The sequence below is a fragment of the Reyranella sp. genome (genome assembly GCF_965229815.1).
Classification (GTDB): Bacteria; Pseudomonadota; Alphaproteobacteria; order Reyranellales; family Reyranellaceae; genus Reyranella.
Map to the genome: position 1 here is coordinate 57,227 of NZ_CBDDJN010000002.1, position 25,714 is coordinate 82,940.

The 25,714-nt window shown below is 70.2% G+C and carries 25 protein-coding genes and 2 riboswitches; of the genes, 13 read left to right on the plus strand and 12 right to left on the minus strand.

What is annotated here, in order from left to right; genetic code table 11:
* The first annotated feature begins 2 nt into the window (after positions 1–2).
* The 4 genes from ACO073_RS00685 (at position 3) to ACO073_RS00700 (ending at position 3,278) form a co-directional block, all read left to right on the plus strand.
* Positions 3–596, plus strand: a complete 594-nt coding sequence (locus ACO073_RS00685; RefSeq protein WP_421994237.1) for a hypothetical protein — start codon at positions 3–5, stop codon at positions 594–596.
* Positions 593–1,120: an ATP F0F1 synthase subunit B gene (locus ACO073_RS00690; RefSeq protein ID WP_421994239.1), complete on the plus strand. Its 528-nt coding sequence runs from the start codon at positions 593–595 to the stop codon at positions 1,118–1,120. Before ACO073_RS00685 ends, ACO073_RS00690 begins: the two co-directional genes overlap by 4 nt.
* A gap of 86 nt (positions 1,121–1,206) precedes the next feature.
* Entirely contained in the window at positions 1,207–1,680 is a 474-nt protein-coding gene (locus ACO073_RS00695; RefSeq protein WP_421994241.1) for a hypothetical protein, read from the plus strand.
* Positions 1,677–3,278 (plus strand): GMC family oxidoreductase, encoded by a 1,602-nt coding sequence (locus ACO073_RS00700; protein WP_421994243.1) that lies wholly within the window; start codon positions 1,677–1,679, stop codon positions 3,276–3,278. The genes ACO073_RS00695 and ACO073_RS00700 overlap by 4 nt, the downstream gene beginning before the upstream one ends.
* Positions 3,279–3,359: 81 nt before the next feature.
* Here ACO073_RS00700 and ACO073_RS00705 read toward each other — a convergent pair whose 3' ends face one another.
* The 5 genes from ACO073_RS00705 to gcvT all read right to left on the minus strand — a co-directional run bounded on the left by ACO073_RS00705 (position 3,360) and on the right by gcvT (position 9,010).
* The gene (locus tag ACO073_RS00705) at positions 3,360–4,397 is read right to left on the minus strand and encodes a TIGR03617 family F420-dependent LLM class oxidoreductase (protein ID WP_421994245.1); all 1,038 of its coding nucleotides are present in this window, start codon (positions 4,395–4,397) and stop codon (positions 3,360–3,362) included.
* Between the two features lie 114 nt (positions 4,398–4,511).
* Complete coding sequence (gcvPB, locus tag ACO073_RS00710) at positions 4,512–6,122, minus strand: aminomethyl-transferring glycine dehydrogenase subunit GcvPB (protein ID WP_421994247.1); 1,611 nt, start codon at positions 6,120–6,122, stop codon at positions 4,512–4,514.
* Positions 6,122–7,468 (minus strand): aminomethyl-transferring glycine dehydrogenase subunit GcvPA, encoded by a 1,347-nt coding sequence (gene gcvPA / locus ACO073_RS00715; RefSeq protein ID WP_421994249.1) that lies wholly within the window; start codon positions 7,466–7,468, stop codon positions 6,122–6,124. Before gcvPA ends, gcvPB begins: the two co-directional genes overlap by 1 nt.
* An 11-nt stretch (positions 7,469–7,479) precedes the next feature.
* Positions 7,480–7,857, minus strand: a complete 378-nt coding sequence (gene gcvH / locus ACO073_RS00720) for a glycine cleavage system protein GcvH (protein ID WP_421994251.1) — start codon at positions 7,855–7,857, stop codon at positions 7,480–7,482.
* A 10-nt stretch (positions 7,858–7,867) separates the two neighbouring features.
* The gene (gcvT, locus tag ACO073_RS00725; RefSeq protein ID WP_421997364.1) at positions 7,868–9,010 is read right to left on the minus strand and encodes a glycine cleavage system aminomethyltransferase GcvT; all 1,143 of its coding nucleotides are present in this window, start codon (positions 9,008–9,010) and stop codon (positions 7,868–7,870) included.
* Positions 9,011–9,059: 49 nt separating this feature from the next.
* A riboswitch (glycine riboswitch) is annotated at positions 9,060–9,151 on the minus strand.
* Positions 9,152–9,154: 3 nt separating this feature from the next.
* Positions 9,155–9,258, minus strand: a riboswitch (glycine riboswitch).
* Positions 9,259–9,396: 138 nt separating this feature from the next.
* Here gcvT and ACO073_RS00730 point away from each other — a divergent pair.
* The 3 genes from ACO073_RS00730 to ACO073_RS00740 are packed head-to-tail and all read left to right on the plus strand — an operon-like array spanning position 9,397 to position 11,266.
* Positions 9,397–9,582 (plus strand): hypothetical protein, encoded by a 186-nt coding sequence (locus tag ACO073_RS00730; protein WP_421994253.1) that lies wholly within the window; start codon positions 9,397–9,399, stop codon positions 9,580–9,582.
* Positions 9,579–10,661, plus strand: coding sequence for a fatty acid desaturase family protein (locus tag ACO073_RS00735; RefSeq protein WP_421994255.1), 1,083 nt, complete (start codon positions 9,579–9,581; stop codon positions 10,659–10,661). The genes ACO073_RS00730 and ACO073_RS00735 overlap by 4 nt, the downstream gene beginning before the upstream one ends.
* Positions 10,662–10,690: 29 nt before the next feature.
* Positions 10,691–11,266, plus strand: coding sequence for a TetR/AcrR family transcriptional regulator (locus ACO073_RS00740; protein WP_421994257.1), 576 nt, complete (start codon positions 10,691–10,693; stop codon positions 11,264–11,266).
* Here the strand turns inward: ACO073_RS00740 and ACO073_RS00745 are convergent, their stop codons facing one another.
* The 4 genes from ACO073_RS00745 to ACO073_RS00760 form a co-directional block, all read right to left on the minus strand.
* Positions 11,267–14,158: a hypothetical protein gene (locus tag ACO073_RS00745; protein WP_421994259.1), complete on the minus strand. Its 2,892-nt coding sequence runs from the start codon at positions 14,156–14,158 to the stop codon at positions 11,267–11,269.
* Positions 14,159–14,327: 169 nt separating this feature from the next.
* Positions 14,328–15,671 carry a (Fe-S)-binding protein gene (locus ACO073_RS00750; protein ID WP_421994261.1) on the minus strand — a complete coding sequence of 448 codons (1,344 nt, stop codon included), beginning with the start codon at positions 15,669–15,671 and terminating at the stop codon, positions 14,328–14,330.
* A gap of 80 nt (positions 15,672–15,751) precedes the next feature.
* A complete protein-coding gene (locus ACO073_RS00755) occupies positions 15,752–16,258 on the minus strand; it encodes a hypothetical protein (protein WP_421994263.1) in 507 nt (168 codons plus the stop codon).
* A 5-nt stretch (positions 16,259–16,263) separates the two neighbouring features.
* Positions 16,264–16,506, minus strand: coding sequence for a CDGSH iron-sulfur domain-containing protein (locus ACO073_RS00760; RefSeq protein ID WP_421994264.1), 243 nt, complete (start codon positions 16,504–16,506; stop codon positions 16,264–16,266).
* Between the two features lie 143 nt (positions 16,507–16,649).
* Between ACO073_RS00760 and ispH the strand changes: the two genes are divergently transcribed.
* From ispH to rnhA, 3 genes are read left to right on the plus strand one after another with little or no spacing between them, the layout of a single operon-like run.
* Positions 16,650–17,600, plus strand: a complete 951-nt coding sequence (gene ispH / locus ACO073_RS00765; RefSeq protein WP_421994266.1) for a 4-hydroxy-3-methylbut-2-enyl diphosphate reductase — start codon at positions 16,650–16,652, stop codon at positions 17,598–17,600.
* A gap of 9 nt (positions 17,601–17,609) precedes the next feature.
* The gene (locus ACO073_RS00770; protein ID WP_421994268.1) at positions 17,610–18,563 is read left to right on the plus strand and encodes a homoserine kinase; all 954 of its coding nucleotides are present in this window, start codon (positions 17,610–17,612) and stop codon (positions 18,561–18,563) included.
* On the plus strand, positions 18,560–19,018 hold the full coding sequence (gene rnhA / locus ACO073_RS00775; protein WP_421994270.1) for a ribonuclease HI: 459 nt from the start codon (positions 18,560–18,562) through the stop codon (positions 19,016–19,018). The genes ACO073_RS00770 and rnhA overlap by 4 nt, the downstream gene beginning before the upstream one ends.
* 60 nt (positions 19,019–19,078) lie before the next feature.
* Here rnhA and ACO073_RS00780 read toward each other — a convergent pair whose 3' ends face one another.
* Both ACO073_RS00780 and ACO073_RS00785 read right to left on the minus strand, forming a co-directional pair.
* Positions 19,079–19,696 carry a hypothetical protein gene (locus tag ACO073_RS00780; RefSeq protein ID WP_421994272.1) on the minus strand — a complete coding sequence of 206 codons (618 nt, stop codon included), beginning with the start codon at positions 19,694–19,696 and terminating at the stop codon, positions 19,079–19,081.
* Positions 19,697–19,731: 35 nt separating this feature from the next.
* Positions 19,732–20,556, minus strand: coding sequence for a tetratricopeptide repeat protein (locus tag ACO073_RS00785; protein WP_421994274.1), 825 nt, complete (start codon positions 20,554–20,556; stop codon positions 19,732–19,734).
* A gap of 39 nt (positions 20,557–20,595) precedes the next feature.
* Between ACO073_RS00785 and ACO073_RS00790 the strand changes: the two genes are divergently transcribed.
* Positions 20,596–21,486, plus strand: a complete 891-nt coding sequence (locus ACO073_RS00790; protein ID WP_421994277.1) for an SDR family oxidoreductase — start codon at positions 20,596–20,598, stop codon at positions 21,484–21,486.
* Between the two features lie 94 nt (positions 21,487–21,580).
* On the opposite strand, the gene ACO073_RS00795 is transcribed toward ACO073_RS00790, so the two are convergent.
* Entirely contained in the window at positions 21,581–22,333 is a 753-nt protein-coding gene (locus ACO073_RS00795; protein ID WP_421994279.1) for an alpha/beta hydrolase, read from the minus strand.
* 43 nt (positions 22,334–22,376) lie between these two features.
* Between ACO073_RS00795 and ACO073_RS00800 the strand changes: the two genes are divergently transcribed.
* Both ACO073_RS00800 and thrS read left to right on the plus strand, forming a co-directional pair.
* Complete coding sequence (locus ACO073_RS00800; RefSeq protein WP_421994281.1) at positions 22,377–23,540, plus strand: glycosyltransferase; 1,164 nt, start codon at positions 22,377–22,379, stop codon at positions 23,538–23,540.
* 189 nt (positions 23,541–23,729) lie between these two features.
* On the plus strand, positions 23,730–25,673 hold the full coding sequence (gene thrS / locus ACO073_RS00805) for a threonine--tRNA ligase (protein ID WP_421994283.1): 1,944 nt from the start codon (positions 23,730–23,732) through the stop codon (positions 25,671–25,673).
* Positions 25,674–25,714 lie beyond the last annotated feature (41 nt).

The window sequence follows — 25,714 nt, forward strand, 5'->3', positions numbered from 1 at the left end:
TCGTGCCCGTTCAGGCACCTCGGACCTGGGCGTCGGCCTCGGTCGCCGTCTTCCTGCTCGCCGCCGGCCCCGTGCTGGCGGCCGAGGAGACCGGGAAGAGCGGCATGCCGCAGTTCGACGTCTCGCGCTTTCCCAGCCAGATCTTCTGGCTGGTCGTGTGCTTCGCGGTCCTCTACTTCCTGATGTCGAAGCTGGTCCTGCCCGGGATCGGCAAGACGATGGAAGAGCGCGAGCGCAAGATCCAGGGCGACCTCGACGCCGCCCAGAAGGCCAATGACGTCGCTCGCGCGGCGGCCGCCGACCAGGAGAAGGCGCTGGGCGCCGCCCGCGGAGAAGCCTCCCAGGTCCTGCGCGCGGCTTCGGAAGCGGCGGCCGGCCAGACCTCGGCCCGGATGCACGAGATCGCCGACAAGCTCGCGGCCGATATCGCCGCGGCCGAGCGGCGCATCGCCGACCAGCGCAACCAGGCCATGGCAGGGCTCACCGGCATGTCGGCCGAGATCGCCTCGGCCGTGATGTCGAAGCTCGTGGGCCCGGCCGACGCCGCCCAGGTCGCGAACGCCGTCGACGCCGCGGCAAAGGCAGGCAAGACATGATCAGCACCGCTTGGGCCGCCGACGCGCATGGCGGCGGTGGCCTGTTCGCCGACCCGGCCTTCTGGGTCGCCGTCGCGTTCGTCATCTTCCTGGCGCTGACCGGCAAGAAGATGGTGGAGGGCATCGTGAAGATGCTCGACGACCGCCGCGCCCTGATCGCGCGCACGCTCGGCGAGGCCGAGATGCTGCGCCAGGAAGCGCAGAAGGCGCGCGACGAGGCGCAGAAGAACCTCGCCGATTCGGCGCGCCTGTCGCAGGAGATCGTGGCCCAGGCCCGGCAGGAGGCCGAGCGCATCGCCCAGCATGCCGCGGAGGAGCGCGAGACGCTGATCGCCCGCCGCGAGCAGCAGGCCCGCGACCGCATCGCCCAGGCCGAGGCCCAGGCGGCGCGCGAGGTCCGCAACATGGCCGTCGACGTGGCCCTGACCGCGACCCGCAACCTGCTGCGCCAGCAGGTCGGCGGCGCCCAGTCGCAGGCCCAGATCGACGAGGCGATCGCCGAGCTGCCGCGCCGCCTGCATTGAGATTGCCCGCATAGAAAAATCGCGGGCTACCTGGCAGCCCCCGCCGAAAGGCGGGGGCTTTTTCTTGCGCCGTGGTAGCGTCCGGCATGACCACCGATCCCGCCGCCGCCTCCCTGTCCACTGCCGAGACCGCAGCCCTGCGCGAGATCGCCGGCGCCATGATCCCGGCCAGCGCCGAGCACGGCGTGCCGGGTGCCGACGATCCCGCCATCCAGGACGACATCCTGCGCACGCTGGGGCGCGACCTGCCGCTGGTGCGCGAGGCGCTGGCGGCGATCGCGGCGCGGGCGCCGGGGGGCCTCAGCCCGCTCGACGACGGGCAGCGCGAGGCACTGCTCAACGACTACCAGGCGAGCGGCGGCGCGCCGGCGGCAGCCCTCGGCCGGGTCGTGCTGGCCGCCTATTACCGCGACGACCGCGTGCTGCTGGCGCTGAAGCACGAGGCCCGCGCGCCCTTCCCCGGCGGCTACGTGCTGGAGCAGGGCGACTGGTCGCTGCTCGATGCCGTGCGCCAGCGCCCGCCGCTGTGGCGCGACGATCGCCGGGAGGCCGGGCGATGAACCACGACAAGGTCGACGTCCTGATCGTCGGCTCCGGCGCCTCGGGCGCCGCCGTCGCCTGGAGCCTGGCCGAGACGAAGATGCGCATCCTCTGCCTCGAGCAGGGCGACTGGATGAAGCCCACCGACTTCCCCAGCAACGGCCGCGACTGGGAGGCGCGCCGCTACACCGACTTCGAGATCAGCCCCAACCGGCGCGGGCGCGACACCGACTATCCGGTGAACGACGACGCCTCGCCGATGAAGGTCGCGAACTTCAACGGCGTCGGCGGCGGCACGATCATCTACACCGCCCACTGGCCGCGCCTGCACCCGTCGGACTTCAAGGTGAAGTCGCTCGACGGCGTCGCCGACGACTGGCCGATCGACTACTGGACGCTGGAGAAGTTCTACGCCGAGAACGACCGCATGATGGGCGTGTCGGGCCTCGCCGGCGATCCCGGCGTGCCGCCGCGCGACCCGCCCATGCCGCCGATTCCGCTCGGCCGGACCGGCACGCATTACGGCAAGGCGATGAACCGGCTGGGCTGGCACTGGTGGCCGTCCGACACGACCATCGCCACCACGGAGTACGAGGGCCGCGCGCCCTGCATCAACCTCGGCCATTGCACGCCGGGCTGCGCCCAGGGCGCCAAGGCCAGCACCGACATCACCTACTGGCCGCTGGCGATCCGCAGCGGCGTCGAGCTGCGCCCGCGCGCCCGCGTGCGCGAGATCACCACAGACGCCGAGGGCATGGCGGCCGGCGCGGTCTACTACGACGCCGAGGGTCGCGAGCACTTCCAGCCGGCCGAGGTGGTGATCCTGGCCTGCAACGGCGTCGGCACGCCGCGCCTGCTGCTGAACTCGGCCTCGGGCAAGTTTCCGAACGGTCTCGCCAATTCCTCGGGGATGGTCGGCCGCAACCTGATGATGCACCCCTGGCCGATGGTCTCGGGCTATGTCGAGGAGACGCTGGATGGCGGCCGGGCGCCGATCACCAACATGTGGAGCAAGGAGTTCTACGAGACCGACCGCAGCCGCGGCTTCGTGCGCGGCTACACGCTGCAGTTCAATCGCGGCACCGGCCCGGTGACCCAGGCGGTCGGCGCCATGGCGGCCGGCCAGCTCCCCTGGGGGCGCGACCATCACCGCGTCTACCGCGAGATGCTCGACCACCGGGTCGGCATCGGCATCGCCTGCGACGACCTGCCGGAGGCGCACAACCGCGTCACGCTCGATCCCGTGCTCAAGGACAGCAACGGGATCCCGGCGCCGAAGATCGACTACACGATCGGCGACAATACGCGCCGCATGATGGAGCACGGCATCGCGCGCGCCGAGGAGATCCTGGCCGCCGCCGGCGCCCGGCGCATCTTCTGCTCGCGCACGGCGCTCAACTATCCCGGCCACCTGCTGGGCACGGCGCGCATGGGCACCGATCCCGAGCGCTCGGTGGTGAACGAATGGGGCCGCAGCCACGACGTCAGGAACCTGTTCATCGTCGACGGCAGCGTGTTCGTGACCGGCGGCGGCGTGAACCCGACCTCGACCATCCAGGCGGTGGCGCTCTACATCGCCGACCAGATGAAGCAGCGGCTGGCGACCCTGTTCGATTGAGTCGCTGCGAGCGCGCATGAGCGCCACGGGTGGCGCGTCATGGGAGCGCGGACCTGGAGGTCCGCGCTCCAACAGACTCTTCTACGCGTGCCTGTAGACGGTCGGGATCCGCGCGAGGTCCTGCAGCAGGTCGGGCGACAGGTCCGAGGGCTTGGCCGAGTTGGCGCTGGCGCTGATCGAATCGACCAGGCCGCCGAACCGCGCCTCGATCGCCTTGGCGATCTGGTCGTGGCGGCCGACCGCGGCGAACAGGTGCACGACGTCGTCGGGCACCTCCTTCGCCATCTGGTCCCACTGGCCCGCCCGCGTCATGGCGTTGAGCTTGCGGCCGAGATCGCCCAGCCCGTGCGCCTCGAACACCGGCCAGTAGGCCGGCGTCGAGCCATAGAAGGCGACGCGGTAGCGCACCCAGTCGAACAGCTTCTGCACCGCCGCGTCGTCCTTGCCGGTGACGACGAAGCCGCCACCCGAGATCTCGAAGGCCTCGCGCTTCCGTCCCGACTTGGCGAGTCCCGCCTCGAGGATCGGCATGATGGTCTCGGCCAGGTACTTGCGGGTGCAGAAGACGTGGAGCTTCACGTCGTCGGATTCCTCGGCCGCGACCTTCAGCATGGCCGGCCCGACCGCCGCGAGGCCGAGCCGCGGCGCCGGCCCCTCATAGGCCTCCGGCACGAAATTCGGCGTCATCAGGGTGAAGCGGTAGTGCTTGCCCTCGTAGGCGAGTTTGCCGTCGCCCTTCCAGGCCGCCCAGATCGCCCGCACCGCCTGGATATACTCGCGCATGCGCGGCGCCGGCGGCGACCAGGGCACCGAGAAGCGCCGCTCGTTGTGCGCCCGGACCTGGCTGCCGAGCCCGATCGTGACGCGCTGCGGCCCGTAGCTGGCGGCGAGGTCCCAGCCGACATTGGCCACCGTCATCGGCGAGCGCGCGAAGGAAATGGCGACGCCGGTATGCAGCTCCAGCCGCTCGGTCGCCGCCCCCGCCACCGCCAGCGACAGGAAGGGATCGTGCCGGTTCTCCTGCGTGCTGACGCCGGTATAGCCCGTCGCCTCGATGGCGCGGGCGGCAGGGCCGACCTTGCGCAGGTCTTCCTGCGGCAGCGTGGTGAAGACTCTCATGGCGCTCGCATCTCTCGACTGTTGCCGACAACGTCAACAGTCCTATCGTGCGCCAAGAGCGACCGTGTGCCTACCGATCGCGGCCCTGCCCTTTCGTAGGGAAGAACGCCCGGCCTACTCCGCCGCCTGCTTCAGCGGATCGCTTCCGGGCGGGTTGTTCGACGGGCGCCAGCGCAGGACGGGCTTGCGCGCGGCCAGCGTCTCGTCGAGGCGCCGCCGCGGGGCAAATCGCGGCGCCGCCTTGAAGTCTTCGGTCGCCGTTCCGCTCTTCGCCCGCTCGGCCAGCGAGCGCAGGGCGGCGATGAAGAGGTCGAGATCCTCCTTGGCCTGGCTCTCGGTCGGCTCGATCAGCAGGGCGCCATGCACGACCAGCGGGAAGTACATGGTCATGGGATGGTAGCCCTCGTCGATCATCGCCTTGGCGAAGTCGAGCGTGCTGACGCCGGTGTCCTTGAGGAAGCCGTCGTCGAACAGCGCTTCGTGCATGCAGGGCCCGTCGAACGCCGGCGTCATGACGTCCTTGAGCGAGGCCAGCACGTAGTTGGCCGAGAGCACCGCGTCCTCGGAGGCCTGCTTCAGGCCGTCGGCGCCGTGGCTCATGATGTAGGCGAGCGCCCGGGTGAACATGCCCATCTGGCCGTGGAAGGCCTTGAGCCGTCCCACCGGCTTGCCGTCGACCGCCGCGCCGTCCTCGGCGACGCGCCAGCCGTCGCCGTCCTTCACGATCCACGGATAGGGCGCGAAGGGCGCCAGCGCTGCCGACAGCACGACCGGTCCCGCTCCCGGCCCGCCGCCGCCGTGCGGCGTCGAGAAGGTCTTGTGCAGGTTGATGTGCATGCAGTCGACGCCGAGGTCGCCCGGCCGCACCCGGCCGGCGATGGCGTTGAAGTTGGCGCCGTCGCAATAGAAGTAGGCCCCGGCCTCGTGCACCGCGCGCGCGATCTCGACGATCTCGTCCTCGAACAGGCCGCAGGTGTTGGGGTTGGTCAGCATGATCGCCGCGACGTCGGGACCGAGCGCCGACTTCAGGGCGTCGAGGTCGACCCGGCCGCGATCGTTGGCCGGGATCGGCTTCACGGTGAAGCCAAGCGCCGCCGCGGTCGCGGGATTGGTGCCGTGCGCCGATTCCGGCGCCAGCACCGTGCGGCGTCCGGCGCGCTCGCCACGCGCCTCGAGCGCGGCGGCGATCGCCATCATGCCGCACATCTCGCCATGCGCGCCGGCGGCCGGCGACATCGCCACCGCCGGCAGGCCGGTCAGGGTCTTCAGCCAGTGCGCCAGGCTGTCGATCAGCGCCAGCGCGCCCTGAACGGTCGAGACCGGCTGCAGCGGATGCAGGTCGCCGATGCCGGGCAGCCGCGCCACCTTCTCGTTCAGCCGCGGATTGTGCTTCATGGTGCACGAGCCCAGCGGATAGACGCCCATGTCGATGGCGTAGTTCTTCTGGCTGAGCCGCGTGTAGTGCTGCACGACCTGCGGCTCGCCGAGGCCCGGCAGGCCGATCTCGCCGGCGCGCCGCAGCCCGTTCAGCCGGTCCCGGCCGCGGGGAGCGCCGGCCAGCGGTGCGGGCAGGTCGACGCCGCATCGGCCGGGCTGGCCCATCTCGAAGATCAGCGGCTCCTCGATCATGAGCGCGCGATTGCCGGTGAAGGTCGCGGGAGCCTCGCCGGCCACGGCGGCTGCGGCTCCGGTACGGCCCTGGGAGCGGTCGAGCGACTGGACCATCACAGAACCTCCTTCAGACCGGCGACCAGCGCGGCCATGCCCCTCTCGGTCGCCGTCTCGGTGGCGGCGAGCAGGAGCAGGTTGGCGACGCCCGGGTCGTCGGGGATCAGCCGCGACACCGGCACCCCGCCCAGGATGCGCCGGGCTGCCAGTGCCTCGACCACCGGCGCGGCGGGCTTCGGCAGGCGCACGCAGAACTCGTTGAAGAAGCTCTCGTTCAGCAGCTCGACGCCGGGCAGCGCGGCGACACGGTCGGCGAGCTCGTTCGCCTTGTCGTGGTTGATCTCGGCCAGGCGGCGCAGGCCCGCCTCGCCCAGCAGGGTGAGGTGCACCGTGAAGGCCAGCGCGCAGAGGCCGGCATTGGTGCAGATGTTGGACGTCGCCTTCTCGCGGCGGATGTGCTGCTCGCGCGTCGAGAGGGTCAGCACGAAGCCGCGCTTGCCGTCGGCATCGACCGTCTCGCCGGCGAGGCGTCCCGGCATCTGGCGCAGGAACTTGTCGCGGGTGGCGAACAGTCCGACATAGGGGCCGCCGAAGCCCAGCCCGTTGCCGATCGACTGGCCCTCGCACACGACGATGTCGGCGCCCATCTCGCCCGGCGGCTTGATCAGCCCGAGCGACACGACCTCGGTCACCACCACGATCAGCAGCGCGCCGGCGGCGTGGCAGGCCTCGGCCAGCGCGGCGAAGTCGCGGACATGGCCGAAGAAGCTCGGATTCTGGACGACGACGCAGGACGTCTCCTTGTCGATCCGGGCGATCAGGTCCTCCAGCCCCTCGGCGTCGGCCGCGGCCGCCACCACCCGGTAGCCCTGCCAGTGCGCGGTGGTCTCGATGACGCTGCGATAGTGCGGATGCAGCCCGCCGGAGATCAGCGCCTTGCTGCGGCGCGTGATGCGGTTGGCCATCAGCACCGCCTCGGAGGCGGCAGTCGAGCCGTCGTACATCGAGGCGTTCGCCACCTCCATGCCGGTGAGCAGGCTGACCTGGGTCTGGAACTCGAACAGGTACTGCAGCGTGCCCTGCGTCACCTCGGGCTGGTAGGGCGTGTAGGAGGTGAGGAACTCGCCGCGCTGGATCACGTAGTCGACCGTGGCCGGCACGTGATGGCGGTAGGCCCCGGCACCGATGAAGAACGGCGCGGTCGACGGCGACACGTTCATCGCCGCGAAGTCCTGGAAGGCGCGCTCGACCTCGAGCTCTCCCAGATGGTCGGGCAGGCCCGCGACCTTGCCCGACAGCCGCGCCGTGGCCGGCACGTCGCGGAACAGCTCGTCGACGGAGCGGGCGCCGATCGCCGCCAGCATGTCGCGCCGGTCGGCCTCGGTGAGCGGAAGGTAGCGCATCGCCTTCCCCGTCAGCCCAGCGACTTCACGAAGGCGTCGTAGGCGGCCTCATCCATCAGCCCGTCGAGCTCGCTCTTGTCGGCGAACCTGAGCTTGAAGAACCAGCCCTTGCCGGTCGGCTCGGCGTTGACGTCGCCCGGCGAATCGGCGAGCGCGGCATTGGCCTCGACGATCTCGCCGGAGACCGGGGCGAAGATGTCGGACGCCGCCTTGACCGATTCGACGACGGCGCAGGCCTCGTTCTTCGCGACCTTGCGGCCCGCCGCCGGCAGCTCGACGAACACCACGTCACCCAGCTGCTCCTGGGCGTACTGCGTGATGCCGATGGTGCCGACATCGCCCTCGACGCGGATCCACTCGTGTTCCTCGCTGTACTTCATGTCGGCCATCGAAAAGCTCCTATCCGCGGTAGTAGGCGTGTTTGACGAAAGGCATGGGCGCGATCTCCGCCGGCACGGGCTTGCCGCGCACCACGAGCTCGACCCGTGTGCCGTTGGCCGCCGGTCCGGCGGGCACGGCGGCGCGCTCGACATAACCCATGGCGACCGGGCGGCCGAGCGTGGGCGAGAAGCCACCCGAGGTGACCTTGCCGACCACCGTGCCGTCGATCGCGATCTCGGCGCCCTCGCGGGCGATCGCCTTGCCGTCGGGCATGAGACCGACGCGCCGGCGCGGCGCGCCCTCGGCAATCTGCTTCTGGATCACGTCGGCGCCCGGATAGCCGCCGGCCCGGCTGCCGCCCGCGCGGCGCTCCTTGCCGATGCTCCACAGCAGCCCCGCCTCGACCGGCGTCGTCGTGGTGTCGATGTCGTGGCCGTAGAGGCAGAGGCCGGCCTCGAGGCGCAGCGAATCGCGGGCGCCGAGCCCGATCGGCTTGACCTCGGGTTCGGCCAGCAGCGTGCGCGCGATCGCCTCGGCGGCATCGGCCGGCGTCGAGATCTCGTAGCCGTCGCCGCCGGTATAGCCCGACCGCGTGACGTAGCAGCGCGCGCCGTCGATCACGAAGAAGGCGCCGGTCATGAAGGTCATCGTGGCCGCCGCCGGCGCGAGGCGCGCCAGCGCCTGCGCCGCCTTCGGACCCTGCAGGGCCAGCAGGCCGCGGGCGAACATGGGCTCGATCTCGCAGGTCGCCGACAGGTGCTTCCGCAGGTGCGCGAGGTCGTCGTGCTTGCAGGCAGCGTTCAGCACCAGCAGCAGATGATCGCCCGTGCTGGTCACCATCAGGTCGTCGAGGATGCCGCCGGCAGCGTCGGTGAACTGGGTGTAGCGCTGCTGGCCGGGCTGGAGCCCTGCGATGTCACCCGGCACCAGGGTCTCCAGCGCCCGGGCCGCGTCCTGCCCGGGCTTCGCGGTGAGGCGCACCTGCCCCATGTGGGAGACGTCGAACAGGCCGGCGGCCTCGCGGGTCTGGGCATGCTCGGCCAGGATGCCGGTCGGGTACTGCACCGGCATCTCGTAGCCCGCGAACGGCACGAGGCGCGCGCCGAGCTCGCGATGAAGGTCGTGGAGGGGTGTGCGTTCGAGGGTCTCGGCCAAGCAGATCTCCAGAGTCGCAGTGCCCGACGCAAAGATTGCGCCGCCTTGCGACCCCCTCTGTCCGGAGACCTGAAAGATTCGCCGGAGCGATCCGGCTTACTTCGTCGGTGGACGCGCCCTCGATCGAAGGCTCGTCGCTTTCCAGAGACCCATCCTCCTGCGGTCCGTTTGCCTGAGAGTTTCCGGGGCCGGTTGCTCCTTCGGCGCCGCCCCCCTTCGTCACGAAGCGAGGCGGTCTCTCCCACAGGGATCGTCTGGGTCCGGGGACCTTAAGAGCCCCTTCCCGGCCCGTCCATCGGGAAAATCCCGAAAAACCAATCGATTACGAGCCCCTTGAAATTGAGTGATTGCTCACTTATAAAATGAGCGCGCACTCACCCAAGGAGGGTCCCATGTTCATGCGCCAGGCTTTCCAGACCTTTCTCCTGCTGCAGAGCGAGTCCGATCGCCGCCCCGCGGACGCCGATCGCGAGGCGACGGCCAACCCGGCGGCCTGGCCGATGGACCATGCCGACCGGACCGAGGGGCGCGACTGGACCCTGGATTGGCGCTGGTTCACCAGCGAGGACGCCCGATGAGGTTCAGGCGTCCGGTAGACCTCGGCTTCTGGCGCGCGCTGGCCGCCGAAGCCGAGGCCATCACGCGAAGCCGCGGCGGTCCGTTCGCGACAGGCGGCCTGTGGGCGAAGGCGGCGCTCTATGCCGCCTTCGTCGCGGCGAGCTACGGCTGGCTGCTGGCCGGCCCGTCGAGTTTCGCCGCCACGCTCGCGGCCTACGGCGTCTTCAACCTCGCCGCCCTCCTGCTGGTGCTGAACGTCGCCCACGACGCCGCGCACGACTCGCTCACGCGCCACCCGCGCCTGAACCGCGTCGTCGGCGAGGGCGCGTTCGGCCTGCTCGGCATCGACGGCCATCTGTGGCGTCTCCGCCACACGCGCTCGCATCACCTCTTTCCCAACGTCAATGGCTGCGACGCCGACATCGACCACAATCCCTTCCTGAGGCTGTCGCCGAATCACCCGTGGCGCCGCCGCCATCGCTGGCAGCACCTCTATGCCCTGCCCGTCTATCTGCTGGTGCACCTGCATGCCATCTTCGTGCAGGACGCGATCTACATCTGCCAGAAATCACTCGCGAATCTCAGAGACATCCGCCACTCGCCGGCGCGGCATGCGGGCTTCGTCGCCGCCAAGCTCCTCTACTTCGCGGCCCTGCTGGGCTTGCCGATCGCCTGCTCGACGCTCGCCTGGACCTCGGTGATCGCCGCCTACGTGCTGGCGACCGCGGTGACGTCGCTGGTCTTCGTCCTGATGCTGATCGGCACGCACTTCGCCGACGGCAATGTCTTTCCCGTGCCGGACGCCGAGGGCTATATCGGCTCGTCCTATGTCGAGCACGTCTTCGCCTCCTCCCTCGACTGGGCCCCGACCAGCCGGGTCGCGACGTTCCTGATCGGCGGGCTGAACGCGCATGTCGCCCACCACCTCTTCCCGCGGATCAGCCATGCCCACTATCGCGCCATCTCGCGCGCGATCGACCGGCTGGCCCGGCGGCACGGCGTCGAGTACCACCGCACCGGCCTCGCCGGCATGATCTCCGCCCATTTCCGCCATCTGCGGCAAATGGGCCGGCGGGACGGCGCGGCCGGGACTTCCTGATGTGAGCGCTCCCTCATAGACTCCCGGCCATGGGCAAGGCCGAGGAAACCAAGGCGCGGCTGGAGCGCGCCGCGCTGACGCTGTTCGTGGCGCGCGGCGTCACGGAGACGACGACCAAGGAGATCGCCATGGCGGCCTCGGTCGCCGAGGGCACGATCTATCGCTATTTCCCGAGCAAGGAGCAGCTCGCGCTGGACCTCTTCCTGCGCCATCACCGCGCGCTGGCCGAGGCGCTGGTCGAGGCCCAGCAGCCGGCGAAGGGGCTGCGCGCCAAGATCGACGCGATCGTTCGCTGCTACTGCCAGTGGGCGGACCGCGACTGGACGCTGTTCGCCTACCACCTGCTGAACCAGCACTCGTTCCTGATCCAGGTGCCGGAGGGCACGCCCAACCCGGTCAACGCCGTTCGCGAGGTGATCTCCCAGGCGATGAAGGCGGGCGAGATCCCCCGCCGCAACATCGACCTCGCCGCCGCCTCGGCGATCGGCGTGGTGCTGCAGGCGGCGACCTACAAGGTCTATGGCCGCTTCACCGGCGACCTGTCCGACCATGTCCGCTTCTTCGCCGACGCCGCGTGGGCGGTGCTGGCGGTCAAGGAGAGGTGATCAGGCGAGCCAGCCGTGACCGGCGCCACTGGTGAAGTCGAGCTGGATCAGCAGATCGTTGAAGTCGTGGTCGCCGCCGCCGTACTGGTCCTCGAAGCCCCAGGTGTTCAGCCCGTAGTTCCAGAGATGGGCGACCGACTGGCCGTTGACCGTCTCGTTGCCGCGCGCGAAGCCCCAATAGGTGGCGCCCGTCGACTGGTCGATCAGCGTCATGGCGATCACGTCGCCGGCGCCCACGTTCAGCACCGTCGATTGGGCGAAGTTGCCATATCCCGGCCCGGCGAGCTGGGTGCCGCCGCTGCCGACCTGGTAGGCACGGTTCTGCGCCGCCGCGGCATAGCCGGCATCGCCCGGCGACAGCCCGCCGATGTGGCCGGCGAGATCGTCGACCCGGTAGAAGGAGACCGCGAGACTGTCGGTGCCGGCCTGACGCAACCGCACGATCGCGTCCATCGTGCCGGCGCCATCCGGGATCTCGGCGATCGCCACCGGCCGGGCGACATGCAGGGCGCTGGTGGCCGAGGCCTGGAAGTCGGCGAACCCGAAGCTGCTGGTCAGGGCCATGCCGAAGGCGCTCGCGGCCTCGCCGTCGAGGGTGACGGACAGCGCCTGGCCCGCCCCGACCGTGACCTGGCCGACCGTGCCCTGCGCCTGCTTGTCGAACAGGATCACGAGCTGCGGATCGAAGAAGGACTGCATCACCTGGCCGGCGAAGCGCGGCGTCCAGGCGAAGGCCGACGTGGCGAGGCTGTCGAACGACGCCGAGCCCCCGCCGGCGAGGAAGTCGATGTCGACGCTCTGTCCGTAGGAGATGCCCTGCAGCAGCAGGGATTGCGCCGCGCCGCTCGACCAGCCGCCGTTCCCGTCGCTGTCGATCACGCCGGCGACGCTGCCCTCATAGTACATCTGTGAATGGGCGATGGCCGTGAGCGCTCGGCCGAGCAGCGTGCCGTTGGGCGAGCCGAGCCCGCTCGCGAGATCGTAGCCGACGGTCGCCGTGTAGCCGAAGACCGTGGGAATGATGGCTTCGCCTTCGCTCTGGTAAGTCGCGCCGCCGTAGAGGAACGACGAGACGTTGTTGCCCTGCGTGACGTCGTTGAAGGAGGCCGGCGCAATGGCCGCGGCGATGTAGAGCAGGTCCGTCATGTACCCGAGATTGGGCAGGCCCTGATCGTTGAAGATGGCGTTGAACTGCACGATCAGCGACGCCCAGAGCGGCGTCGACGCGCTGGTGCCGCCGTCGGCCGACGTGCCGATCAAGTCCGCCGGCGGCACGTTGTAGAGCATGTTGCCGCCCGCCAAGGCCGAAACGTCGGGAACGCCGCGTCCGGCGAGATTCGTCCCGTCGGCGGTCTCGAATGGGACGAAGGGCGACAGCGCCGACTGGAACCACGGCGTCGACTGCGTCGGATCGACGCCGCCGTTGCCGGATTCATCGCTCTGGTAGCCGGGCTGCAGGTCGTACGGCGCCGGCTGCGTCAGGTAGTAGCGGTTCCACACCGTCTCGATGAACCAGCGCGGATCGTCCGCGGTCGGCATGGCTGTCAGGCCGCCACCGACCAGCGACCACAGCGTCGCGGGATCGTGCTGGTCGACCGCCAGCGCATAGAGGTTGGCCGCGAGCGTGGGATCGACGGCCGCCTGCTCCCCCAGGCTGAGCGACGTGCCGCCGACCACCAGGCCGTAGGGGCTGGAGCGCGTGTAGGTGACGTTGGTGAAGCCGTTGGCGATCTCGTAACCCGAGCCACCGTCGCCGCTCGACGACACGACCGTGATGTTGCGCAGCGCCGCGTCGACGAAGAGCTGCTGGGCCGCCCACAGGAACGGCGAGCCGGGCGAGGGCTGCGCCACGACGAACCGCTCCGACGACGACACGACGGCCGGATTGTTCACGGTGTCCCAGATCGCCGCCTGGTAGGCCGTGAAGGGCTCCGAGTTGGCGGAGCCGTTCGATCCGGACCCGGCGTAGAGGATGAGCGGGCTGTTGGGGTTGATGGCGGTCGCGACGCCCATGTCGAGCGAGCGCTCCGCCGTCGACGTGCCGTTGAAGCCGCCGGGCTCGACGCCGATCACCATGGCGCCACCGGGCAGGAGGATGCCCTCGCGATACTGGTCGAGCAGTTGCGCGACCGTCATGCCCGGCACTGGCGAGAGATCGCCCAACCCCGATTCCAGCAGCCCGATGGCGCCGGTCGCCACCGACTGGCCGAGCAGCGGAAAGTTGTAGTAGCTCGCGACGGTCTGGGGATCGGTCGGCGGCAGCGAATGGCCGGGCGCCGCCGCCCCGTTGCCGATCCCCTGATAGCCCGGCGTCAGCGTCCCCTGGCTGCCGCCCGACGACGGCATCATCGCCCCGAACGTCGAATCGTCGACGTCGAACCACAGGCCCTTGACGATGCCCGCCCACGCGTCGGGGATCGTGAGATTGCCGTTCCAGTAGTACTTGCCCGACGGTTCGCCGTCCTGCTTGAGCAGGGGCGTGCCGAACAGGGTCTGGAAGCCTGCGGTGTCGAGTTGCACCCAGATGGTGCGCGAGGCGGCAGACGAGACGTATCCGGAGAGGCCGGGGAAGACAGTCTGCTCGGTCGTCTGGAGTCCCATCCCCGCAAGGTCGTTCAGGACGGTCTGGTAGGCCTGTGGGTCGGCGCCGAACGCGCTGTCGACGCCGCCCGGCCCGAGCTCGGCCAAGGCCTTCTGGCGGCTGGCCCAGTTGCCACCGAGCAGCGACTGGAGCGTCTCCTCCGGGCTGGCGCGGTCGAGCACCAGCGCCACGTTCATCGCGTAGGTCGGCGGAGCCGGCGTCGAGCCGGTTGGCATGCCGCCGTTGCTCAGCCCGTTGTTGAAGTAGCTGTCGAGATCGAGATAGGTCGAGTTCTGCAGCGAATAGGGCATACGGGTGCGGCCTCACCTGACCACGCCAACGGTGCCCCGGGAACCGACGCGACCTGTCGCTCATGATGCCAGACATCGCCGCCGCCGCGAACGGAACGGCCGTGCAATTAGATCGCTCGCGCGTTCAGTCCCCGTGAGGCGCGCGACGGCGGGCCGACCCGACGGACGTTCAGCCCGTCTTCGCCATTGCCGTGAACGCCTGCGCGAAGGCCTCGCGGCCGCCGGCGAGGCCGGTCTCGTCGAAGATGTCGGCGGTCAGCGACTTCACCGACGTCTCGTCGATCCGGACACCGTTGTCGCTCAGGAAGCGGCGCGCCGCAGCGACCGCCTCGTCCATCGCGCCGCCCTTCTTGTAGAGCCGGTAGTAGTCGGGATGGCCGCCGCGGCCCAGCGCCTCGGCCAGCACGTCGGTGAAGTTGACGACCGTCAGCCCGGGATGCACCGCCTCGGCGCCGGCCAGCGCGCGATGGCAGGAATGGTACATGGTGACGATCGTGTCGGCTCCGGCCGCGACCGCGCCCTCGGCGAGCGCCCGATGGATCGCCTGCTCGCGCCCCCTGAACTTCGCCGCCTGGCCGCCGCAGGCGTAGGAGAAGCCCGAATCCTGCGCGAGCTCGACCAGCTCGAGCTTCGGCACGGCCGAGAGCAGCGCGCGGATGCTTTCCAGCGTCGCGCCGATGCCGAGATGCTCGTGGATCACGACCCGCCGGCGTGGCTGGTCGGGCCGGAAGCGTGCCCTCAGCGCGTCGAGGTTGGCCGCCAGGAACTCGCTGACATGGCCCATGTCGAAGGCGGCAGGCTCGACGCTCTCCTCCAGCTCGTCGAAGTTCTTGGTGCAGGTCGGGCACCAGGTCAGCACCTTCGACGCACCCGACTGGCCGAAGCGCTGGAAGGTGCGATGGCCCATGCGCTCGTAGGTCGGCATGTCGGCTTCCTGGAACTGGTAGACGCCGCAGCAATGGGCGGTGCCGCCGACGACGTCGAAGTCGAGTTCCAGCGCGTCGAGGATGTCCATCACGTTGAGCACGATGTGCGGCGTGCGCAGCACGTTGCAGCCCGTATAGAACAGCACGTCGGCGGTCCGCCGCTCGGCCGGCGCCAGGATCTTCTTCAGCGTCTCCGAGGGAAGCTGCATGCTGGCGAGCAGCCGCACCGCCTGCGCCATGTGGCGGAAACGGCCGGCGGCGTTGGCCGCGCCGACCTCGCGCGCCCGCGTCGCCTCCAGCGCCTTCATCTTGGCGATGGTCACCCACTGGCGGACGTTGATGTCCTCGGGACAGGCGGCGGTGCAGCGCGCGCTGCCATCGCAGGCGTCGAGCCATTGCCGCAGGGGCGCGGCGGGTGTCTCGCCGCGCGTCAGCGCCACCAGCTCGCCGATCCGGGCGCCGGCCTCGTCGGCCGCGAGGCCGATCTCGCGCGCCGTGGGACAGGCCTCGAAGCAGTGCCCGCAGCCGGTGCAGCGATCCGCCGCCGCCGCCGCCAGCGCTTCCAGGCGTTGCGCATAGTCGCTCACGTCAGCCTCCGTCGAACGGCCCCGACCCTTGCCGGTCCAGTGGGCCGCCCGCGCCGGCGCGTGTCAAGCCGGCGGCGCGGTCAGCGACCGGTCGAGCGTCTGTTGTAGTTGAGTTCCTCGGGCGTCGGCTTCAGGCCGACCGCGATCCGGTAGTTGCCGCCGTGCGGCAGGAACAGCGACAGCTCTTCGCGCGAGGCCCCGCGCGGGCTGCCGCCCGAAAGGCGGAAGTCGGCCGCGAAATCCTGGCCCTGCACGACGGCTCCGCTGGCGTCGAGCACGCGCACGAAATAGGGCACGCGCGTCGTTCCCGGGCTGACCGACGGCCCGGCGACCGCCGAGATGCGCATCACCAGGGTGACGTCGATCCCGCGTCGGCTGGCCTTGCAGCCGCTGCGCGCATCGGTGAGCACGGCCTCGTAGGCGATGTCGCGCGGGTCGCGGCCGGGTCCGTCCTTGAAATGGGTCAGCCGCTCGGCGTCCTGCACCGTGAACGGCTCGGGACAGTAGGCAACGTACTCGTCCTTGGAGCTGCCGCAGGCGGCGAGCGACAGGGCCAGCGCAGCCGGCACGACAAAGGCTCGTCTCATCGAGGTCATGCGATTGTCTTGTGGCTTCCGTCGCAGAGCGGCTGGCGGGCCGAGTGCTTGCAGGCACAGAGCCAGTAGTCCCCGCTCTTCTCCACGCTGTACTTCATGGGCGCGAGGCCGGTCCCCTTGTGACTTCCGTCGCAAAAGGGCTGCTTGGTGCTCAAGCCGCATGCACACCACCAGTAGTCCTTTCCGGCCTCGAGCGCCACTTTCACTGGCGCTTTCGCCGCGACAACCGGTTCGGTCATGTTGCTTTCCCCGCTCTGGCGGCTTTGTTACGGTGCCGCGCCAATTCCGTAGTACTCATCTGTTGCGGGCGGAGTCTAGGCAATGGTCCGCAGGCCCGCAAGCGATCGGGTCCGCGCCGCCGCCCGCCGTCCGAACGTGCTGAATGACAGAGACGAAGAAGCCGCTCACGATCCTGCTCGCCGCCCCGCGCGGCTTCTGCGCCGGCGTCGACCGCGCCATCCAGATCGTCGAGCGCGCCATCGAGCGCTACGGCCGTCCCGTCTACGTGCGCCACGAGATCGTTCACAATCGCCATGTCGTGGAGACGCTCGAAAAGCGGGGCGCGGTGTTCGTCGACGAGCTCGACGAGGTGCCCGACGGCCGGCCCGTCGTCTTCTCGGCCCACGGCGTGCCGAAGACCGTGCCGGCCGAGGCGGGGCGGCGCAACCTCTCCTATGTCGACGCCACCTGCCCGCTGGTCTCGAAGGTCCATCGCGAGGTCGAGCGGCACCACGCCGCCGGCCGTACCGTCGTCCTGATCGGGCATGCCGGGCATCCCGAGGTCGTGGGCACGATGGGCCAGCTGCCCGAGGGCGCCGTCCTGCTGGTCGAGGACGTCGCCCAGGCCGAGGCGCTGGCGGCGCCCGATCCCGACAATCTGGCCTACGCCACCCAGACGACCCTGTCGGTCGACGACACGATGGGGATCGTGGCGGTGCTGCGCCGCCGCTTCCCTTCCATCGAGGGGCCGAAGCTCGAGGACATCTGCTACGCCACCACCAACCGCCAGGCTGCGGTCAAGGCGATCGCGCCCCGGTGCGACGCGATCGTGGTGATCGGCGCCCCCAACTCCTCCAATTCGATGCGGCTGGTCGAGGTCGCGGCGGGCTACGGCTGCGCCAGGACCCGCCTGGTCCAGCGCGCCGCCGACATGGACTGGGAATGGCTGGAGGGCGTCGACCGGCTCGGCATCACGGCCGGCGCCTCGGCGCCGGAGAGCCTGGTCGCCGAGCTGCTCGCCGCGTGTCGCGAGCGCTACGAGGTCACGGTGGAGGAGATCCGCACGACCGAGGAGACCGTCGTCTTCAAGCTGCCGCGCGCCCTGGTGGCGTGAGGACGGCCGATGGCGGTCTACACGGAAGTCAGCGACGCCGAGCTCGAAGCTTTCCTGGCCGAGTACGATATCGGCGAGGCCGATTCCTTCAAGGGAATCGCCGAAGGGGTCGAGAACTCAAACTACCTGCTGGTCACCAGCATCGGCCAGTTCATCGTCACGCTCTACGAGAAGCGCGTCGATCCCCGCGAGCTCCCCTTCTTCCTCGGCCTGATGGACCATCTGGCGGCGCGCGGCATCAACTGCCCGCAACCCATCCACGGGCGGGACGGGCAGGCGCTGCGCCAACTGGCCGGCAAGCCGGCGGCGATCACGAGCTTCCTGCACGGCCTGTGGCCGCGCCGCATCCTGCCGTCCCATTGCGGGCCGGTCGGCGAGGCGCTGGCCGGTCTCCACCTTGCCGGCCGCGACTTTCCCCTGCGACGGCCCAACGCGCTCTCGGTCGGCGGATGGCGGCCGCTGTTCGAGGCCTCGCGCCACTCGATCGACGACCCGGCGCTGGCGCACGAATTGGAGGACGAGCTCGTCTTCTTCGAGGCCGGCTGGCCGGACGGGCTGCCGTCCGGCGTCATCCACGCCGACCTGTTCAACGACAACGTCTTCTTCCTGCATGACCGGCTGTCGGGCCTGATCGATTTCTACTTCGCCTGCAACGACGCCTTCGCCTACGACGTCGCCATCTGCCTCAACGCCTGGTGCTTCGAGCCCGACATGTCGTTCAACGCCACCAAGGCGCGCGCCCTGCTGCAGGGCTACGAGCGCGCGCGGCCGCTGGAGCCGGAGGAGCGCCGGCAGCTGCCGCTGCTGGCGCGCGGCGCGGCCCTGCGCTTCCTGCTGACGCGGCTCTACGACTGGGTCCATACGCCGGAAGGCGCGCTGGTGAAGCGCAAGGATCCGCGGGAGTATCTCGACCGGCTGCGCTTCCACCGCGGCACCGCCTCGATCGCGGATTACGGCCTGTGACGGCGCCGCACGTCGACATCTTCACCGACGGCGCCTGCAGCGGAAATCCGGGCCCGGGCGGCTGGGCGGCGATCCTGCGCGTCGGCAGCCGCGAGCGCGAGCTCGCGGGCGGCGAGCCGATGACGACCAACAACCGCATGGAGCTGATGGGGGCGATCATGGGGCTGGAGGCGCTGAAGCGCCCCTGCCAGGTCCATGTCCACACCGACAGCCTCTACGTGCGCGACGGCGTCACCAAGTGGATCCACGGCTGGAAGAGGAACGGCTGGCGGACCGCCGACAAGAAGCCGGTGAAGAACGTCGAGCTGTGGCAGCGGCTCGACGCGGCGCGCGCCGGCCACGACGTCCAGTGGCACTGGGTGCGCGGCCATTCCGGCCATCCCGAGAACGAGCGCGCCGACAGCCTGGCGCGCGGGGAGATCGACAGGATCCGCGCTGGACGGCCCTCGGTCTGACGGTTCAGAGCGGCTTCCACTAAATGAGCGGCTTGCGCTAAGCCGGGATCGCCTGGCGCCCTAGCCGCGCTTGGGGACCGGCCGCTTCTCGGGCGGCTTGCTGTGCACCAGATCGAAATTCTCGCGCGCGCCGTCGCAGGGATTGTCGCCTTCGACCAGGCGCCAGACCTGCGACTTGCCCGAGCGCTTGAAGTTGAGCAGGCCGCCCACCTTGCAGGGCACGCCCTTCTCGACCTTGGCGACGCGGAAGGCGACCTCGCCGCGGATCTGCACCAGGCCGGGCGCGATCTTCTCGACCACGCCGTCGATCGACGCCCAGTCGCCTTCGGTGCCGGGTGCCGCGCTGTCGATGCGCCCCTTCACCGTCCACAGCGCGCCCTTGCGGGTCACCGTGAGCTCGCCGGGCTTGGCGCCCTTCACCTTGGCATAGCGGCCCCAGACGATCTTGCGGGCGTCGGCGAAGAGCTGCGCCTCGGCGTCGGACGCGACGTCGGTGCGCTCGACCTTGGCCGGCGCGTTCGGCAGCGGCGAGCTGAGCCCGCTGGTCGACGCGCCTTCCTGCACCGTCGGCGCCTGCTGCGGCGGCGGCGCGGGATAGTAGGGCGAGGTGGGCTGCGCCTGCTGCGCGGCGGCCGATCCGGCCAGGAGGACGAGGACGAGAGGGGCGAGGCGTTTCATGTTTCTTGGCTCCTACACCAGCGTTGGCCTGGATTCTACCGCTTGCCGCCGCCCCTGGCAGCGCCCGCCGGCGCCTGCGGCAGAGCCGGTTCGGAGGGATGGGGCAGTTCGCCCCGCAGCCCGGCTTCGGCGCGCAGGGCCGCCGGCGATCCGGGAGGCACAAGCCGCAGCACCATGCTGAAATCGACGTTGGCGGTCCCGCGCTGGCCGCGCGCCAGGTTGGCGAAGGCGCGCTCGAGCAGCGCCTCGGAATGGTCGGGCGCGATCCTGAGGGCCCGCGCGGCGTCGGCCAGCGCCCGCTCGGGATTGCCGGCGTTGCGCCATGAGGCCGCCCGCAGAACAAGGACCTCGACGTCGTCGGGCGAGAGCTGCAGGGCACGGTCGAAGTCGGAGATGGCGCGCGGCCAGGCGCGCTGGGCGGCGTGACTGAGCCCGCGATCGACCCACAGGCTGGCGTCGGTCGGCTTGAGCTCGATCGCGCGGTTCTGGGCCTCGATCGCCTTGGTGGCGACGCCCGCCTCGATGAAGGCCTGGCCGGCCTGCGCCCACAGCTCGGCGCGCAGACCCGGCCGGTCCTGGCCCATGTCGCGGGCGATCGATTCGAACTGGACGGCGGCCTGCGCATAGCGGCCCGCCATGAACATCGCCGTCGCCACGCAGTGGCGCGCCGCGAAGCCGCCACCCTGCGCGTGCCATTTCTCCGCCGCCGGCAGCGCCTTCAGGGGGTCGGCGCGCGCGAGCTTCATGCAGTCGTTGTAGAGGCGCAGATGATCGGGCGTCTCCTCCATCAGGCCGAGCCCCTTCTGGGCCATGGCCGGACCGGTCAGAAGCAGGAGGGCGAGCGCCGGACGGAGCAACATCATCCTTGCAAAGAACCGCGCCGCGCCGATGCTGACAAGGTGACAGGACGTCTTTTCATCTTCGGACTGGGCTTCAGCGGCCTTGAAATCGCCATGCTCGCGCGCTCGGCGGGCTGGCAGGTCGCGGGCACCTGCCGCGGCGAGGAAAAGGCCGGGCGCCTGCGCGCGCTCGGCATCGAGACGCACCGCTTCGACGGCACCGCGCCCCTGCCCGACCCGGCGCTGGCCGGAACGACGCACGTCCTCTGCACCATCGCGCCCGGCGAAGCCGGCGATCCCGTCCTGCGCACCATGGCCGGTTGGCCGCGCTCCGTCGGATGGTTCGGCTACCTGTCGACGACCGGCGTCTACGGCGACCGCGCCGGCGGCTGGGTCGACGAGGACACGCCGCCCCGGCCGGGCCAGCCGCGCAGCATCGCCCGGCTGGCCGCCGAGCGGGCCTGGGAAGCGGCGGCGCAGGCGGCGGGCGCGGCGCTCGACGTCTTCCGCCTGCCCGGCATCTACGGTCCGGGCCGCAGCGCCATCGACCAGGTCAGGGCCGGCACCGCGCGGCGCATCGACAAGCCGGGCCAGGTCTTCTCGCGCATCCATGTCGAGGACATCGCCGCAACCGTGCTGGCGGCGCTGGCACGACCCGGATCCGCAGGCGCCGTGCGCCTCTTCAACGTCGCCGACGACCTGCCGGCCTCGACGGGCGACGTCGTCGCCTTCGCCTGCGCCCTGCTCGGCGCGCCGGTCCCGCCCGCGATCCCCTGGGAACAGGCGGAGCCCGCGCTCAGCCCCATGGCGCGCTCCTTCTATGCCGAAAGCCGGCGCGTCCGGAACGACAGGATCAAGGACGAGCTCGGCGTGGTGTTGCGCCATCCGACCTACAAGGAAGGATTGGAGGCGATCGCGCTGGGGGCGCGCCACTCCGATGGCGCGTCATGACCTTTTCTGCAGGCGTCCCGCCCTCCAAGCGCACCAGAGGCGCGCGGTCCGGAAGAACCTGACATGACGTGCCACTGGAGTGGCGCGCCTCCAGCTACAGAAGCTCCTCTACGGTCGCGATAAGGCGCGCGATGTCGGCCGGCGTGCTGAGGCGGTGATCGCCGCCCTTCACCAGCGTGGTGATCACCTCGGGCGACTCGACGTGGCGGGCGATCTGCAGGGAATAGTCCCACGGCACGTCGGGATCGCTCTGCCCGTGCAACAGGCGCACCGGACAGGGAAGAACGAGCGGCTTGTCGAGCAGGAGATGGGAGCGTCCCTCCTCGATCAGCCGCCACGTGAACACCGACGGCTCGGGCGAGTATTGCGACGGCCGCTCCAGGCGCCCCTCGCGCTGCAGCCGTTCGCGCTCGTCGGGCGACAGGCCGGCCAGCAGCATGCGCTCGGTGAAGTCCGGCGCCGGCGCGATCAGCACCAGCCCGGCCAGACGCTCGGGCCGGGCGCGCGCGGCCAGCAGCGACAGCCAGCCGCCCATGCTCGAGCCCACGAGCACGAGCCTGCCGTCGGTGAGCCCGTCGAGCACCGCCAGCGAATCGTCGAGCCAGCGGCCGATCGTGCCGTCCTCGAAGCGGCCCGACGACTGGCCGTGACCGAGATAGTCGAAGCGCACGAAGCCCTGGCCGGTGCGTTCCGCCCAGGCCTCGAGCGCGAGCGCCTTGGTGCCGGTCATGTCGGAGCGGAAGCCGCCGAGGAATGCCACCGTCGGCGATCGTCCTTCGACGCGCGCGTAGGCGACCGTGTTGCCATCCGGTCGCGGCAGCCTCTGAACCCTATCGTCCCCCGTCATGCCGTGTTACCTGCCACAGGAAGAACCCCTCGCCAAACGCGACGTGACAGCCCCGAACCTCCTGCAGATCGTCCCGACCCTCGCCGGCGGCGGACTCGCCCGCGCCACGCTCGATGCCGCGCAGGCGGTGATCGCGGCCGGCGGATCGGCGGTCGTCGCCTCGCCCGGCGGCGCCCTGGTGCCGGACCTGCTGCGGATGCGCGCGACCCACATCGAGCTGCCCGCCAACCCGACTCTCCTGCGCGGGCGCTTCGCCTTGCCGGCGCGGCTGGCCGCGGGCCTGCGCGAGGCGCAGGTGACGCTGGTCCAGGCGCGCTCGCCGGCGACGGCCTGGATCGCCCGGGCGCTCGCCCGCCGCCTCGCGGTCAGATGGATCGCGACCCTGCACCGGCCGTTCCTGGCCACGCGAATGGCCGAGCGCTTCGTCGAGGGCCGCCAGGCGCGCGCCGACTTCGCCATCGCCGTGTCCGACTTCGTGGCGCGCGACGCGCTGCAGCGCTTTCCCGGCCTCGAGGGACGGCTCGAGGTCATCCCGCCCGGCGTCAATCTCGACCGCTTCGATCCGGCCGTCGTGCGCGCCGACCGCGTGATCCGGCTCGCCGGCACGTTGCGGGTGCCGGACGGCAGCCATCTGATCCTCTGCCCCGCCCGCTTCGACGAGGATCGCGGCCAGAAGATCCTGATCGAGGCCGTCGGCCGGCTGGGCCGCGAAGACGTCTTCTGCCTGCTGCTGGGCTCGACCGGCGACGCGACGCCCTTCGAGCGCGAGCTCGAGCGCGCCATCGACGCGGCGAAGCTCAACGGCCGCGTCCAGATCGGGCCCTATGTCGACGACATGCCCGCCGCCTACATGCTGGCCGACGTCGTGGTCGCCACGGGCGGCCGGAAGCAGGGTTTCAGCCGGACCTTGATCGAGGCGGGCGCGATGGGCCGCCCGGTCGTGTCGGAGGATGGCGGCGGCGCCGAGGAGGCGGTGGTCATCGGAAACACCGGCTGGCTGGCGCCCGCCGGCGATGCCGCCGGCCTCGCCGAGGCGTTGCGGACCGCCCTGTCGCTCGACCAGGAGCGCCGGGCCGAGCTGGCGCGCGCCGCCCAGGATCACGTGCGCGCCCGCTATGGCCTCGCCGAGGCCAATCGGCGGTTGCTGGCGCTCTACGAGCAGCTGGCGCCGGGCGGCCGAGCGGGCGCCATCGCCGGCGGCCATTGACTCAAGCGTCACGCGCAATTATCTCCAGCGCCATGGAACGCCGGTTTTTCACCGCTCCAGCCTGCACGACCACCGTTCGAACTTGATTCGGCCGGGCGCGCGCACTCGTGCCGCTTCCCGGCCTGCCGCGGCCGACAGTTCCTGTCGGCTGGCGGGTCTTGTCCGCAATTTCGTCTTTCGGTGGTAGTCATGATCAATATTTCATTGCCGGACGGTTCGGTCCGGTCGTTCGACAAACCGGTGAGCGGCGCCGACATCGCCGCCGCGATCGGGCCCGGCCTCGCCAAGGCCGCCCTCGCCCTGCGGGTCGACGGCAAGCTGATGGACCTCTCGCACGTGGTCGATCGCGATGCCCGCATCGGCATCGTGACGTCGCGCGATCCCGAGGCGCTGGAGATCCTGCGCCATGACGCGGCGCACGTGCTGGCCCAGGCCGTCCAGGAACTCTATCCCGGCACGCAGATCACGTTCGGCCCGTCGACGGAGGACGGGTTCTACTACGACTTCGTGCGCAGCGAGCCGTTCTCTCCCGAGGACTTCGCCCGGATCGAGCAGCGCATGGGCGAGATCGTCGACCGCAACCTGCCGATCGAGCGCGAGGTCTGGGACCGCGCGCGGATCAAGGACTACTTCCGCGAGCACGGCGAGAGCTTCAAGGCGGAGTGGGCCGACGAGCTGCCCAGAGACGAGGAGATCTCCGTCTACAAGCAGGGCGACTGGCTCGACATGTGCCTCGGCCCGCACCTGCCCTCGACGGGCAAGCTCGGCAAGGCGTTCAAGCTCACGAAGGTGTCGGGCGCCTACTGGCGCGGCGACGCGAACAATGCCCAGCTCCAGCGCGTCTACGGCACGATCTTCTTCTCCGACAAGGAGCTGAAGGACTACCTGCGCCGCATCGAGGAGGCCGAGAAGCGCGACCATCGCCGGCTCGGCCGCGAGATGGGCCTCTTCCACCAGCAGGAGGAAGCGGCCGGGATGGTGTTCTGGCATCCCAAGGGCTGGACGTTCTGGCGCACGCTCGAGAGCTACATCCGGCGCAAGCTCGAGGCCGGCGGCTATGTCGAGGTGAAGACGCCTCAGCTGGTCGACCGCAAGCTCTGGGAGGAGTCGGGCCACTGGGAGAAGTTCCGCGAGAACATGTATCTCAGCGAGAACGAGGAAGGGCTGCGCGAGTACATCGCCGACCCGGCCAAGCGCATCTTCGCGCTGAAGCCGATGAACTGCCCCTGCCACGTCCAGATCTTCAACCAGGGGCTCCGCAGCTACCGCGAGTTGCCGCTGCGCATGGCCGAGTTCGGGTCGTGCCATCGCTTCGAGCCCTCGGGCGCGCTGCACGGCATCCTGCGGGTGCGCAACTTCACCCAGGATGACGCCCACATCTTCTGCTCCGAGGACCAGATCGAGGCCGAGACGATCCGGTTCTGCGAGCTTCTGGGCTCGATCTACAAGGACCTGGGCTTCCCGGACTATTTCGTGAAGTTCTCCGACCGCCCGCCGGTCCGCGCCGGTTCCGACGCGGTCTGGGACCAGGCCGAGGGGGCGCTCAAGTCGGCGTCGAAGGCGGCCGGCCTGGACCTCAAGCTCAATCCCGGCGAGGGCGCGTTCTACGGGCCCAAGCTGGAATTCGTGCTGCGCGACGCGATCGGCCGCGACTGGCAGTGCGGCACGCTGCAGGTCGACTTCGTGCTGCCCGAGCGGCTCGACGCGGCCTATGTGGCCGAGGACGGCGCGCGCAAGCGCCCCGTCATGCTGCACCGCGCCATTTTCGGCAGCTTCGAGCGGATGATCGGCATCCTGATCGAGCACTATGCCGGGCGCTTCCCGCTCTGGCTGGCGCCCACACAAGCGGTGGTAGCCACGATCGTCAACGATGCCGACTCCTATGCCGAGGAAGTTGCGACCAAGCTGCGTTCTGCCGGCATGCGGGTGGACACGGACCTGCGCAACGAGAAGATCAACTACAAGGTCCGCGAGCATTCGCTGGCCCACGTCCCGCTGATCCTGGCGGTCGGCCGCCGCGACATCGACAACGGCACGGTCGCTATCCGACGGCTGGGCTCGGAAAAGCAGGAGGTCCTTGAACTCGGGGCCGCCGTCACTAAACTTTCTGAAGAAGCACGGCCGCCCTTCTAGGGCGGCCGCGTCTTCGGACCCCGCTCCCTCCGGGAGCTTTC

Excerpts from the sequence above, each read along its gene's own strand:
- ACO073_RS00755 (WP_421994263.1), bottom strand. The coding sequence starts at position 16,258 with ATGAGACGAGCCTTTGTCGTGCCGGCTGCGCTGGCCCTGTCGCTCGCC.
- ACO073_RS00745 (WP_421994259.1), bottom strand. The coding sequence starts at position 14,158 with ATGCCCTATTCGCTGCAGAACTCGACCTATCTCGATCTCGACAGCTAC.
- gcvH (WP_421994251.1), bottom strand. The coding sequence starts at position 7,857 with ATGGCCGACATGAAGTACAGCGAGGAACACGAGTGGATCCGCGTCGAG.
- gcvPA (WP_421994249.1), bottom strand. The coding sequence starts at position 7,468 with ATGCGCTACCTTCCGCTCACCGAGGCCGACCGGCGCGACATGCTGGCG.
- ACO073_RS00700 (WP_421994243.1), top strand. The coding sequence starts at position 1,677 with ATGAACCACGACAAGGTCGACGTCCTGATCGTCGGCTCCGGCGCCTCG.
- ACO073_RS00695 (WP_421994241.1), top strand. The coding sequence starts at position 1,207 with ATGACCACCGATCCCGCCGCCGCCTCCCTGTCCACTGCCGAGACCGCA.
- ispH (WP_421994266.1), top strand. The coding sequence starts at position 16,650 with ATGACAGAGACGAAGAAGCCGCTCACGATCCTGCTCGCCGCCCCGCGC.
- ACO073_RS00705 (WP_421994245.1), bottom strand. The coding sequence starts at position 4,397 with ATGAGAGTCTTCACCACGCTGCCGCAGGAAGACCTGCGCAAGGTCGGC.
- ACO073_RS00760 (WP_421994264.1), bottom strand. The coding sequence starts at position 16,506 with ATGACCGAACCGGTTGTCGCGGCGAAAGCGCCAGTGAAAGTGGCGCTC.
- thrS (WP_421994283.1), top strand. The coding sequence starts at position 23,730 with ATGATCAATATTTCATTGCCGGACGGTTCGGTCCGGTCGTTCGACAAA.
- ACO073_RS00795 (WP_421994279.1), bottom strand. The coding sequence starts at position 22,333 with ATGACGGGGGACGATAGGGTTCAGAGGCTGCCGCGACCGGATGGCAAC.
- ACO073_RS00690 (WP_421994239.1), top strand. The coding sequence starts at position 593 with ATGATCAGCACCGCTTGGGCCGCCGACGCGCATGGCGGCGGTGGCCTG.
- ACO073_RS00770 (WP_421994268.1), top strand. The coding sequence starts at position 17,610 with ATGGCGGTCTACACGGAAGTCAGCGACGCCGAGCTCGAAGCTTTCCTG.
- ACO073_RS00785 (WP_421994274.1), bottom strand. The coding sequence starts at position 20,556 with ATGTTGCTCCGTCCGGCGCTCGCCCTCCTGCTTCTGACCGGTCCGGCC.
- ACO073_RS00780 (WP_421994272.1), bottom strand. The coding sequence starts at position 19,696 with ATGAAACGCCTCGCCCCTCTCGTCCTCGTCCTCCTGGCCGGATCGGCC.
- ACO073_RS00730 (WP_421994253.1), top strand. The coding sequence starts at position 9,397 with ATGTTCATGCGCCAGGCTTTCCAGACCTTTCTCCTGCTGCAGAGCGAG.
- ACO073_RS00740 (WP_421994257.1), top strand. The coding sequence starts at position 10,691 with ATGGGCAAGGCCGAGGAAACCAAGGCGCGGCTGGAGCGCGCCGCGCTG.
- gcvPB (WP_421994247.1), bottom strand. The coding sequence starts at position 6,122 with ATGGTCCAGTCGCTCGACCGCTCCCAGGGCCGTACCGGAGCCGCAGCC.
- ACO073_RS00735 (WP_421994255.1), top strand. The coding sequence starts at position 9,579 with ATGAGGTTCAGGCGTCCGGTAGACCTCGGCTTCTGGCGCGCGCTGGCC.